This window comes from Vibrio sp. CB1-5 (genome assembly GCF_059412285.1).
Genome location: NZ_JBJHPB010000017.1, coordinates 73,710 through 85,823 on the forward strand (window position 1 = coordinate 73,710; position 12,114 = coordinate 85,823).

Annotated in this window: 10 protein-coding genes; 4 read left to right on the forward strand and 6 right to left on the reverse strand. The window is 45.4% G+C overall.

Annotated elements, in window-relative coordinates; all coding sequences use genetic code 11:
• Window positions 1-69: 69 nt before the first annotated feature.
• The 4 genes from ACJB0T_RS13325 (at window position 70) to ACJB0T_RS13340 (ending at window position 4,809) form a co-directional block, all read left to right on the forward strand.
• Window positions 70-1,467 (forward strand): TolC family protein, encoded by a 1,398-nt coding sequence (locus ACJB0T_RS13325; protein ID WP_479292265.1) that lies wholly within the window; start codon window positions 70-72, stop codon window positions 1,465-1,467.
• Window positions 1,464-2,435, forward strand: a complete 972-nt coding sequence (locus ACJB0T_RS13330) for an HlyD family secretion protein (protein WP_479290331.1) — start codon at window positions 1,464-1,466, stop codon at window positions 2,433-2,435. The genes ACJB0T_RS13325 and ACJB0T_RS13330 overlap by 4 nt, the downstream gene beginning before the upstream one ends.
• A gap of 92 nt (window positions 2,436-2,527) precedes the next feature.
• The gene (locus tag ACJB0T_RS13335; protein WP_479292266.1) at window positions 2,528-3,673 is read left to right on the forward strand and encodes an ABC transporter permease; all 1,146 of its coding nucleotides are present in this window, start codon (window positions 2,528-2,530) and stop codon (window positions 3,671-3,673) included.
• Window positions 3,670-4,809 (forward strand): ABC transporter permease, encoded by a 1,140-nt coding sequence (locus ACJB0T_RS13340; protein WP_112460853.1) that lies wholly within the window; start codon window positions 3,670-3,672, stop codon window positions 4,807-4,809. The genes ACJB0T_RS13335 and ACJB0T_RS13340 overlap by 4 nt, the downstream gene beginning before the upstream one ends.
• A gap of 83 nt (window positions 4,810-4,892) precedes the next feature.
• Here the strand turns inward: ACJB0T_RS13340 and ACJB0T_RS13345 are convergent, their stop codons facing one another.
• From ACJB0T_RS13345 to ACJB0T_RS13370, 6 genes are all read right to left on the reverse strand, one after another.
• The gene (locus tag ACJB0T_RS13345) at window positions 4,893-6,194 is read right to left on the reverse strand and encodes a dicarboxylate/amino acid:cation symporter (protein WP_042499845.1); all 1,302 of its coding nucleotides are present in this window, start codon (window positions 6,192-6,194) and stop codon (window positions 4,893-4,895) included.
• 344 nt (window positions 6,195-6,538) lie between these two features.
• Entirely contained in the window at window positions 6,539-7,156 is a 618-nt protein-coding gene (locus ACJB0T_RS13350) for an FKBP-type peptidyl-prolyl cis-trans isomerase N-terminal domain-containing protein (protein WP_479290334.1), read from the reverse strand.
• A gap of 119 nt (window positions 7,157-7,275) precedes the next feature.
• Window positions 7,276-9,102: a class I poly(R)-hydroxyalkanoic acid synthase gene (gene phaC, locus ACJB0T_RS13355; RefSeq protein WP_479290336.1), complete on the reverse strand. Its 1,827-nt coding sequence runs from the start codon at window positions 9,100-9,102 to the stop codon at window positions 7,276-7,278.
• A 97-nt stretch (window positions 9,103-9,199) separates the two neighbouring features.
• The gene (locus ACJB0T_RS13360; RefSeq protein ID WP_479290338.1) at window positions 9,200-9,547 is read right to left on the reverse strand and encodes a phasin family protein; all 348 of its coding nucleotides are present in this window, start codon (window positions 9,545-9,547) and stop codon (window positions 9,200-9,202) included.
• Between the two features lie 78 nt (window positions 9,548-9,625).
• A complete protein-coding gene (locus tag ACJB0T_RS13365) occupies window positions 9,626-10,831 on the reverse strand; it encodes an acetyl-CoA C-acetyltransferase (protein ID WP_479290340.1) in 1,206 nt (401 codons plus the stop codon).
• 18 nt (window positions 10,832-10,849) lie between these two features.
• Entirely contained in the window at window positions 10,850-11,590 is a 741-nt protein-coding gene (locus ACJB0T_RS13370) for an SDR family oxidoreductase (protein WP_112460850.1), read from the reverse strand.
• Window positions 11,591-12,114: the final 524 nt, after the last annotated feature.

Sequence of the window (12,114 nt, forward strand, 5' to 3'; positions counted from 1 at the left end):
TATACTCTAGAAAGATTTTATAAACACCTGTTTGGAGCATTCATGAAGATCAAGTCCCTGCCATTGGCCATGGGCGTTTTACTAGGATCGCTTTCACTTAGTACCGTAGCCGCAGAGGTCTCTTTTGATGAAGCATGGCAGTTGCTTCAGCAGAACAACAACTCCCTAGCGGCTCAACGTGCTAATGTTGAGCGATATGGCCATTTAAAAGACGCTTCAAGCAGTCTCAACCTCCCTAAAGTAACGGTGGGAGCAAACTATACGCGCCTTGACCAAGACGTCACATTGAACGGCCAACAGTTCGCTGACAGTTTGAGTGGCGTACCTAATACTCCCATCCCTGGTTTGGGGCAGGCTCTTGGTAATTTGCTTGGTGGCGTGACTTCTACCCTAGAGCACAAAGACATTTTTAGTTCCTCTATTCGTGCTGTCTGGCCTATCTTCACTGGTGGTCGTATTACGGCTGCGCAAACCGCGGCGGAAGGTAAACAAGAAGAAGCACAAAGCCAGCTCGCGATGGAAGTCCAAGCGCGCTATGAAGATCTCAGTAAATACTATTTCAGTGTCATCTTGGCCAAAAACGTCGTCGATACACGTATAGCGGTTGAAAAAGGGCTGACTAAGCATCGCGACTTTGCCCTTAAGATGGAAGAACAAGGACAGATCGCCCGAGTTGAGCGCCTCCAAGCAGAAGCTTCATTGGATAAAGCGGTCGTTGAGCGTAAAAAAGCCGAGCATAGCCTAAACATTGCTCAAGCGGCATTGACACAAGTCCTAGGCCAAATCGAGAAAGTGGAACCACGTGACGAACTTTTCATTAACCGAACTTTACCGCCACTGGATGCATTTATCGACCAAACCCTTGATACCTACCCTGGTCTTGCAATTCTCGATGCCAAAGAGAAACAAGCTAGCAGCTTAATCAAAGCGGAAAAAGGTAAATACTACCCAGAAGTCTATGCGTACGGTGACTACAGTCTCTATCATGGTGACTCTTTAACTAGCCAGCTTAAACCCGATTGGCTAGTTGGTATTGGCGTCAGCGTACCACTGCTGGAAAACTCTGGTCGTAGCGAACAAATGAAAGCAGCAGGCAGCGCCGTCTCTCAAGTTCAGTTTTTGCGCAAGCAAGCTCGCCAAGATTTGAGCGTGTTGGTTGAAAAAACCTACCTTGAAGCACAGCAAGCCCTCGACGAAGTTCAGGGGCTAAATTCCAGTATCAAACTGGCGCAAGAGAATCTGAAGCTGCGTCAAAAAGCCTTCTCCCAAGGACTAGGCCGCTCTCTCGATGTGGTTGACGCTGAGCTCTACCTGGCCAGTATCAAAACTCAACAAGACGCAGCGAGTTTTCAATATCTGCTGTCTTTAAACAAACTGCTCGCGCTTTCTAGCGAGATGAACAATTTCTCCAGCTACAAATACAACGCAATCACCCCTGCCCAATTACGATCTGAGGATGCATCATGAACAAGGTAAAACCCACTTTAGTTACACTAGGCGCCGTTGCCGTTATTGGTTGGGTTGGCTATAAGTTTTTCGATGCTTACCAAGCCCCGGCAATGCATATTCAAGGCCAAATTGAGTCACAGCAATACAGCATTTCATCAAAAGTACCTGGTCGTATAGATGACGTACTCGTCCGAAAAGGTGACAATGTCACTGAGGGTCAGCTCATCTTCACTATCCACAGCCCGGAAATTGAAGCCAAGCTGGAACAAGCGGTTGCAGGCGAAAAAGCCGCTGGAGCGCTCGCGAAAGAAGCTGAAATTGGCGCGAGACAACAACAAATTAAAGCCGCAGAAGACCAATGGCGTAAAGCTAAAGCCGCTGCTTCGCTAATGGAAAAGACCTACCTTCGTGTTAACAACCTATATAAAGATGGCGTTGTGGCCGAGCAAAAGCGTGATGAAGCGCTAACCCAATGGCAAGCCGCGAAATACACTGAAAGCGCAGCGTTTCAAATGTTCCAAATGACCAAAGAAGGCGCACGAGACGAAACCAAACTTGCAGCGGCAGAAAAAGCACGTATGGCAGCCGGTGCGGTGGCGGAAGTTGAAGCGTATGCTGCCGATACTCAAATCCACTCTTGGTTTGACGGCGAAGTCTCTCAAGTGCTCCTTCATAGTGGTGAGCTTGCCCCGCAAGGCTTCCCTGTCGTGACCGTTATCGATACCAAAGATACTTGGGCTGTACTCAATGTTCGTGAAGATGCGCTGAGCCAGTTTGAAAAAGGCAGCGAGTTTGACGCTTACGTCCCTGCTCTAGACGATACAGTCACTTTTAAAGTTACTCATGTGGCAGTGATGGGTGATTTTGCAACTTGGCGTTCTACCGATGCCACGCAAGGATTTGATCTTCGTACGTTTGAAGTAGAAGCTCGCCCAGTGGATGAGGCTCCGCTTCGAATGGGCATGAGCTTGGTTGTGGAACTGTAGGAACGACTATGCCACAAGAATCATCCCATACTTCAGCTAAAACCCTAGAGCAGACTCATGCTCTAGGGAAGATAGCCACAAGGCGAAAGTTGGTGAAAAGCCACTTTCGGAGTCAGTGGCATCTACTTAGGCACGACAAATGGTTATTGTCGTGCCTGACTTGGCTGCCCATCGTATTGTGTCTATCCATCTACTGGATATTCTCTCAAGGGATAGCACATAGCCTTCCTATTGGGGTTGTCGACCTTAGCCAAAGTACGTTGTCACAAAAACTGGTTCGTAATTATGATGCGACGTCGATGCTAAGCGTCGATCATCAGTACAGCGACATAGGTCAAGCTAAGACAGCAATGATAGACGGCGATATCTACGCCATTTTGTACATTCCCCATGGCTTTGATAAGTCGGTAATGAAATCTATGCCCCCGCAAGTGACGCTGTTTTATAACAGTCAATATATCTTGGTTGGTAGGCTGATTAACTCCGCTGCACTGCAGGCACAAGGTACATTCAACGCACAGGTAGAAGTGGTTAAGGCACTTGCCAAAGGCAATACCACTGGCGCCGCTGCAGTGGGTAAAGCTGTCTCAGTAAGAACCCAAATCACTCCGCTGTTCAATAAAGGCACGAACTACGCTCAGTTCCTAGTGACGGCAATTGTGCCAGCGATTTGGCAAATCGCTATCGTTTCGTTCACGGTATTAGTGCTCAGTGCCAATTACCGAGTCGCAGGAATCAAACCTTGGCTTGGCGAAACCAATCTGGTTCGTCACCTTGCAGCAACACTGATGCCCTATTTTGTTTGGTTCTCTTTACTCGGGTTTGCCTTTTTAATTTGGTTCTATGACATCATTGGCTGGCCTATGGAAGGAAGCTGGATGGTGCTGATCATCGCGCAATTTGTCACAACGATTGCTTGTATGATAATGGGTGCGCTGTTCTTTTTCCTTACCTGTGACGCAGCACGAGCGATGAGCTTTGCGGGTGCGTTTACAGCACCGAGTTTTGCTTTTATGGGTATCACCTTCCCTGCTACTGATATGAGCCCACTAGCGCTGTTCTGGCGTGAGCTTCTACCGATCAGTCACTATATTGAGGTTCAAGTAAGCCAAGCAAGTTACGGCGTACACGCGGCTCAGTCATTGGTGCATCTGGCTCCAATGTTGGGCTATGTAGTCCCACTTGCGCTTACCGTGTTACTGATCAAAAAGCATCTCAGTAAGGAGTTGTCATCATGACATTACTGGATCACATCAAACTCGAGCTTCGCGCTATTTTAACCAATCCAGTCGTGGTATTAACTGTATTCGGCGGCGTGATTTTCTACTCGTTCCTATACCCGCTTCCCTATAGCCACCAAACGCCGCGTGAGCAGCCTATCTCCGTGGTCAACCTCGATCAAAGCCAAACCAGCTTCCAACTTGAGAGAATGGTAGACGCCACTCCGAACGTCCATGTTGTCCAGCGTGACTTTACAATTGAAGCTGCTAAACAGGCCTTTCTAAAAGGTGAAATAACCGGATTTTTAGTGATACCCGAGCACTTCTATAAGGATTTGATGCTAGGTAAAAGTCCAGTGCTGGCTTACGCTGGCGACGCCTCACTCTTCCTAGTTTACGGAACGGTTGTTGAAGGTTTGGCACAAGCCGGTGGTACGCTAGCCGCAAAAGCTAAAGTTTCTAAACTACTTATTGATGGTGTGCCGCTCGAACTGGCTAGTGAGCAGTATTCTGCAACCAAGCTGAATACTAAGCCGACATTCAACCCTCGTATGGGGTATGTCGATTACGTCGTGCCCGCGGTATTTGTTCTGATCCTTCAACAAACACTGGCGATGGCATCGGGTTTGGTTGGCGGTACTCAGCGCCAAGGTAAAGGATACTGGAGCTTACGCCCTGTATTGAGCGTCGTTGCAGTCCGAACTTTAGTGCTCACTGCGATCTATTACTTACTTGGTATGTTTTATTTCGGTGCCAGCTTCGATATGTACGGGATCAGTAAGCTCGCCAACCCGTTTGAAATGCTGACATTGATGCTACCGTTCTTTTTGACGTCATGCTTTATTGGCATTTTTCTTGGAGCCATCACTCCAAGAAGAGAGTTAGTTACCGTGCTAGTACTCATTAGCTCAATGCCTCTTATCTTCTCTGCAGGCTTTATATGGCCAGTAGAAATGTTGCCTGCACCGATGCAGTGGTTTGCGGCAGTATTCCCTACTCAGGCTGCTATCAGTGGCTTTTTGAAGCTAAATCAAATGGGTGCGGAGTGGTATCAGATTCGCGAGCATTGGAATCATCTATGGCTGCTTACGGCCATTTGGGGCGCACTCGCTACTTACTGCTTTAGTAAGTATCGTTGCCAACCTGCTGGGTAAGCTAGGACACTACAAAAAACAAAGGGGTCAGCGCACTAAGCACTGACCCCTTTTTGATTGTTATAGCTTATTGGTTTAGAAGCCTAGCTACGCGCCAATTCCACTTTTTCTTCTTTCTCACCCGCAGCTGGGTCATTGAACTTCTCAAGATCCAATGCACCTTCTGACTTAGCAACGATACAAGTTACTGCACTGTCGCCAGTGATGTTGACAGCAGTACGAATCATATCAAGTAGACGGTCAACACCCATGATTAGTGCAATGCCTTCTAGCGGCAGACCAACTTGGTTAAGTACCATAGCTAGCATAATTAGACCTACGCCAGGAACACCTGCAGTACCGATCGATGCTAGCGTTGCCGTTAGAATCACAGTTAGATAATCACCCATAGTTAGGTCGATGTTGAATGCCTGAGCAATAAATGCAGTCGCAACACCTTGCATGATAGCCGTACCATCCATGTTGATGGTCGCGCCAAGAGGAATGGTGAAAGACGATACTTTATTGTCTACACCCAAACGGTTTTGCGCAGTTTCCATCGTAACTGGGATGGTTGCGTTTGATGATGCGGTCGAGAACGCAAACATCACCGCATCTTCCATCTTCTTAAGGAAGGTGATTGGGCTTAGTCCAGTGAAAGACTTAAGCATCACGCTGTAGGTAACTAGGCCGTGTAGCAATAGCGTCGCTGTAAGTACTAGGAAGTACTCAGCTAGGTTTAAGATGGCACCCAAGCCAAGACCTGTGAACAGTTTTGCCATTAGGAAGAACACACCGTATGGGGCGATATTCATCAATAGCGCAACAAGCTTCATGATAACGTCATTCAGATCGCGGAATGTCGCAGCAATGCGCTCACCCGGCTCACCAGCGGCACTGATCGCGATACCGAATAGCACGGCAAACACGATAACTTGAAGGGTCTTACCTTCAGCCATTGCGCTAATTGGGTTCGTTGGGAACATATCGATGATGACTTGACCCAGCGATGGCGCTTCTGTCGCCGCAAATGAACTTGCTGCAGTTAGGTCAGCACCCGCACCTGGCTGGAATACCGTGCCCATAGTCAATGCCAGTGTAATGGCAACTGCTGTGGTAGCAACGTAGAATAGAACTGTCTTACCACCTAAACGGCCTAGAGTGGTGACATCTTTAAGAGAGCTGGTACCGCATACAAGCGACACGAAAACCAGTGGAACAACGAGCATTTTCAAGCTGGCGATAAAGACTTGACCACCAACCTCAAAAAGGCCGTTTACAATGTAAGCGTCTACAAATCCGTTCTCAGCAAATAGACCTCGAATAGCGAAGCCCGTCAAAATACCTGCAACCATACCGATAATCACACGACTCGTCAGTGACATTGGTTTCTTGGCATTAGTCATAATTACTCCTTTTTTTTATATTGCTTGTTGATGGAGACATCAAAAGCCGGAGCAGATTAGCAGTACCCTTTAGGCGATTAGAATCACAAATTTGTTTTCCGATCACACGGCGTGACACAGATCACCAAACTTGTTATCAACCAAAAGCCAGAGCCAACACAAACGCTACAAAATGGTCACATAGCAAATTAAAATACAACCCAAATTAACTTTCTGGGCATTATATTCTCTTCAACTTCAGATAAGTTTTATTTATAACTAAAGATCATGTCAAAATTGAATGTCATCCCAAACAAAAAGACCAGCATTAAATGCTGGTCTCTCTAACAATATAGACGTTTATACTATTGTGTCTTTATCGACTCTAACTTGATATCAAAAATAACCGCAGTTTCCGCTGGAACCGTCGGATGAGCGTCTTCTTGGTACGCAAGGTGTGCAGGTACATATAGGCGCCAAGTCGCTCCAACTGGCATTTCTTTGAGTGCGACGATCCACGCAACGGGCGCTTGATGCAGCATGACACTCATTGGCTCAGGGAGGTGAGCCGACCCATCCACCTGCTGACCATTCAGAAGCCAGGTTTTATGGCGAATAAGGAACTGACTGCTAGGATCTGACTCTTCTCGTACCCCACCCTCATCAATGATCTCGATTTGGATGCCAGAGCTGTGAGTCGCAACTTGTTCACGGGCGGCGTTACGCTCAAAAAATTTAGCTTCAAACTGTTGTTTTTGGTCAAGATGCTCAGCTTGTGCACGTTTGCGCTGCTCTTCCATTTCCTTTTTCAGCGCTTCCGCTTCATTTGGGTCAAAAGGCCATGGATTTTGCATAAACGCTTCCATGATCGCTTCTTGAATGATCTTGATGTTCATTTTTGGAAATGATTTTTGAGCAAGCTCTTTAGCAATTTCGCGGCCGTAGATATAGCTTACTTTTTGTTCTAGTGTTTCGATTTCCATAACAACCTCTTGGATTCTGGTTATGCATTTATCATACGTATCAACCTAGAAAAAAAAAGTATGTTACGGATACTCGAACTCATCAAAAAAGCTAAGGGCCGCAGTGGACCCTTAGTTATTTATGCAGTTTGAGATTCCGACGTGTCGGACTCGGTTTGCTCATTCGCATCGATAGGCTCGATAATAGGCAAGGTTTGAGCAACGTACTTACCCGGTGCTGTGCCTAAAACTGGATAGTCCTCATTGCCCACTGGGAATGGGTCAACTTGTTCTTCTGGAATGTATTGGCCGAGCCATTCATTCCAGTGCAACCACCAAGACCCTTTATGATGATCAGCGTTGTTAATCCACTCTTCTGCTGACTCATCCAGCGTAGAGTTTGTCCAGAAACCATATTTCTCTTTTTCAGGGTGATTAACAATACCAGCTATATGCCCAGACTCACCAAGTACAAAGGTCTTATTGCCACCCATTTTCAAAGCACCGCGATACGTGCCTTGCCATAAAGCAATATGATCTTCTTTTGTGGAGATGAAATAGCTTGGAATACGAATCTTGTCCAGGTCAATCCAAACGCCGCCAATTTTAACCCCTTTATCAGCAATCAACTTGTTCTCTAAGTACAGTTGGCGCAATAAGAAGTTGTGTGTGGCTGCGGCGACATTCGTGCTATCACTGTTCCAGTACAACAAATCAAAATCGACAGGGCTGTTGCCCTTGAGGTAGTTATCAACGTAGTAGTTCCAGTACAAACTGTTCTCACGCAGTAAACTGAAGGTCACACTCAAAGAGCGACCATCCATGTAACCCAGAGAATTGTTCTGAAGTTCTATAGCACGAATGATAGTATCGTTGATGTAGGCACCGACTTCACCAGGCTGGCTAAAGTCTAATAACGTCGTAAAGAATGACGCTGATACAATGCGCTTCTTCATACGTTTAGCGGCATAGTAAGCCACGGTTGACGCCAATACCGTACCACCAATACAGTAGCCCGCAGCATTGATCTGATCTTTACCTGTAATCGACTCGATCGCTGCTACCGCTTTGACTACCCCTTCCGTCACATAGTCACCAAATTCGACTTTAGCTTGTGAAGGACCCGGGTTTCGCCAAGACATCATAAATACCGAATGACCTTGTTCTAGCAGCCATTTCACCATCGAGTTCTTCTCTCGAAGATCGAGGATGTAGTATTTATTAATAAACGGTGGAACGATCAATAGCGGGGTGGCATTCACCTTTTCAGTCAACGGACGGTATTGAATAAGCTCAAACAGCTCATTTTTAAATACTACATCTCCGGCCGTGTTCGCGACATGCTCACCAATCTGGAACGCTTCTGTGTTCGTCATGCGAATTTTCAGTACGTCCGCGCTCGCTTCCATGTCTTCCTGAAACTGCTGCAAACCCGCTAGCAAGTTTTCACCATTTTGCTCAAGCGTGAGTTTTAAAAGCTCAGGGTTAGTCGCGATAAAGTTGGTTGGCGACAGTGCGTTTAAGGTTTGACGTGAGAAGAACGTGAGACGCTCTTTGACTTTCTCGTCCACACCTTCAACCGAATTGATGGTATTAAGGTACGTTTTGCTGAACAGAACGTAAGACTGCTTGATGAAGTTATAAAACGCTTCTTCTTTCCACGCGTCGTCTTGGAATCGACGATCGCCTTTTTCAACGTCAACAACTTGTTCTTTACTGGATTGCAGCGCAACACGCTGCCATATTTCGAGTTGCTGCATCCACCACTTGGTTTGCATATCCAACATAGCGGCGGGTTGCTTGGATGCCTTATCCATAAACTCTGCAGTATCCTCAGCATTGAGTTCTTGCATCGCTTTAGTCAGAGGGCTATTTACGGCTGCCTTGCCTTGCTCGAAGTCTTTCCACCATTGCTGGTTGCTCTCCTGCAGTTTCACAAGGTAGTCCGAAAAGAAGTTTTGGAACATAGCTAAAACCCTTTTCTTGGAAACAAAAAAGGTTGCGGGAACGAGTGCCCCCGCAACCCTCTATCTATATAGGTACTAAAGCTACCTAAAACTGATGTTAAGCAGGTGTGCTCGCCTTAACTGCGTCAGTAGTGATCGCTTCTAGATCTTCTTTAAACTCTTTTGCTACTTGCTGAAGCTTATTGCTGTCATCCATCATTTGTTGAGATAGACGAGACATCGTGCTCAGCTGCTGGCTATTGAAAACCGCGAGTGAAGAGACATCTTTGATTTCAGTCGCTGCTTTCATTTGATTAACGCCTAGCTCACTGTATGCGCGCATAGCATTTAGTTGAAGTTCAGTGAGTGTTTCAACATTTTTTGTCATGAGCTTGTTGAACTTTGCGTAAGGTTCAAACGTTTTTTCAGACTGCTCGTTGATTACTTTGAAAATATCCGTGTACATAATCATTTCTCCTAAGAAATAAACATTCCAGTTTCTAAATCAAATCTATCCCAGTAAATTGGGCTTCCGACAACACAATTAACAGCGCTTAACAACGACTGCAGTTCCCATGCCACCACCAATACATAAAGAGGCGACACCTAGATCTTTGTTTTCTCTTAGCATCTCGTGAATCAAAGTCACGATGATACGGTTACCTGAAGCACCCAAAGGATGCCCAAGGGCAATCGCGCCCCCATTTGGGTTTGCGCGTTGCAAAATTGATTCGGCAGATACGCCATGCTCAGAGGCTAAATTACGAATAACACCAAGGGCTTGTGCCGCAAATGCTTCGTTTAGCTCAAACACATTTACATCAGAAATCGTCAGCTCTGCTTTGGCTAATGCAGTGGTCACCGCTTGCACCGGACCTAAACCCATCACTTGAGGATCTAGCCCCGTTTGAGCACTTGCCACCAGCTCACAAAGTGGTGTTAATCCCAAACGATTTATTGCAGATTCAGACGCCACAATCAGAGCACTTGCACCATCATTGATCCCTGATGCATTACCAGCGGTCACTGATCCTTCACGGTCAAATGCAGGCCTTAACTTGGCGAGACCTTCCATGGTTGCGTCTACTTTAGGATATTCGTCTGTAGCAAACTCAAGCACGTTACGACGTACTTTGACTTCTACAGGAACAATCTCTTGTTCAAACTTACCCGCTTCAATAGCTGCGACTGCTTTTTGCTGACTGCTTAACGCATAAGCGTCCTGATCATCGCGTGATATGTCGACTTGCTTAGCGATGTTCTCTGCCGTCACACCCATGTGATAAGCATTGAAAACATCCGTCAAACCATCCGAAACCAATAGGTCTTTTGCGGTCATGTCACCCATTTTATGACCGCTGCGCGCTGTCGCTGGCATAGCAAATGGAATTTGCGACATCACTTCAACACCTGCTGCTACAACGACCTCAGCTTCACCCGCTTTAATATGAGAGGCCGCGTCCATCAAGGTTTTCATGCCGCTACCACACACCATATTTAGTGTGTATGCTGGCACCTCTGTTGGAATGCCGGCTTTAATTGACGCTTGACGGCCAATGCCCATACCTTGACTTGCACTAACAACATTACCAACAATAACTTCATCAATTTCGTCAACGGGTATTACTGTCGACTCTAGAGCGCCTTTAATTGCTGCTGCCGCTAAGTCACCTGCTGAAATATTTTTAAGGGTACCGCCAAAACTACCAATTGCAGTTCGTTTTGCTGCAACTATAAATACTTTTTCCATTGTTATCCCTTATTAGCTTTACGCCATGTATAAGCCGCCATTGATAGCGATTGTTTCACCTGTAATATAACCCGCTTCCTCACTTGCCAAATAAGCAACTGATGCGGCGATTTCTTCTGGTTTAGCTAGACGCTTTAAAGGAATAGTACTCTTAATTGAGTCCAATACTTCTTCACGCATAGCTTCAACCATAGGAGTACCTGTATAACCAGGAGCGACAACATTCGCGGTCACGCCAGAACGCGCACCTTCCGCCGCCAGAGCTTTAGTAAAACCAATCATGCCCGCTTTCGCTGCCGCATAGTTGGTTTGACCAAACTGGCCTTTTTGTCCGTTGACAGATGAAATGTTAATGACTCGACCATTGCCTTTTTCGCACATAGCAGCAAAGAGAGGTTGGGTAACGTTGAACACGCTATTTAGGTTGGTATTGATGACATCAAACCAGCTGTCTGAGGTCATTTTCTTGAACTGGCCGTCGCGAGTAATACCAGCGTTGTTTACAACAAGGTCAAAAGTACCTTCTTCTTGTTGCAGCAATCCTAGCTTTTCCTTGCACTCTTCCGTGTTCGTCACATCGAGTTCGAACAAACGAACTTGATCTTCTGTAAAGCCTTTTTCATCAAACCAGCGCTTAGCACATTCGTAATTCCCTGTGCTGTACGTTGCAATGAGACGATAGTCTTGTTGGACAAGTTTCGAAGAGATAGCAGAACCAATTCCGCCTTTTGATCCCGTAATTATTGCGAGCTTTTTCATTGGTGACTCCATTCCTAGCAACTAGCTTTATTAGCTATTTTATTAAAATTAAAACAAGACGACCTAGTACGCTTTTTTACTTAGCTGACTTTTATTATTGAAATTACACAGCTTTTATTACGCTTTAAGTTCTAAATATAAATTTAAAGGAAACTTAATATTTCACCATCGATTATTTAGGTAACGAGCCATAAAGTTGATCACTATCACAAATGAACATGTAATCAACAACAAACAATGTAAGCAAACATTAAAACCACCAACAACAATATAACTCACTGAAATAACGAATTAAATTATACAAATGGTATTTTTGTCAATAAATATGATCAATGAACTACGCACTAAAAAAGTGCAATAACTTGTAAATTAAGTATCAACATAATAACGTATTTTCAAAACCTAATTGTCGAACGTTATTATTAACTCTCTGAAATTCAACACTATTAAAATAGAGCTAACGACTTAATATTTTACATTATTACAACATATCATTACAAAATGGAAATACTTGCCCTTTAACG

Bases quoted from the DNA above. Each gene is read 5' to 3' on its own strand.
- ACJB0T_RS13330 (WP_479290331.1), top strand. From the start codon at position 1,464: ATGAACAAGGTAAAACCCACTTTAGTTACACTAGGCGCCGTTGCCGTT.
- ACJB0T_RS13340 (WP_112460853.1), top strand. From the start codon at position 3,670: ATGACATTACTGGATCACATCAAACTCGAGCTTCGCGCTATTTTAACC.
- ACJB0T_RS13350 (WP_479290334.1), bottom strand. From the start codon at position 7,156: ATGGAAATCGAAACACTAGAACAAAAAGTAAGCTATATCTACGGCCGC.
- ACJB0T_RS13325 (WP_479292265.1), top strand. From the start codon at position 70: ATGGGCGTTTTACTAGGATCGCTTTCACTTAGTACCGTAGCCGCAGAG.
- ACJB0T_RS13360 (WP_479290338.1), bottom strand. From the start codon at position 9,547: ATGTACACGGATATTTTCAAAGTAATCAACGAGCAGTCTGAAAAAACG.
- ACJB0T_RS13365 (WP_479290340.1), bottom strand. From the start codon at position 10,831: ATGGAAAAAGTATTTATAGTTGCAGCAAAACGAACTGCAATTGGTAGT.
- phaC (WP_479290336.1), bottom strand. From the start codon at position 9,102: ATGTTCCAAAACTTCTTTTCGGACTACCTTGTGAAACTGCAGGAGAGC.
- ACJB0T_RS13345 (WP_042499845.1), bottom strand. From the start codon at position 6,194: ATGACTAATGCCAAGAAACCAATGTCACTGACGAGTCGTGTGATTATC.
- ACJB0T_RS13370 (WP_112460850.1), bottom strand. From the start codon at position 11,590: ATGAAAAAGCTCGCAATAATTACGGGATCAAAAGGCGGAATTGGTTCT.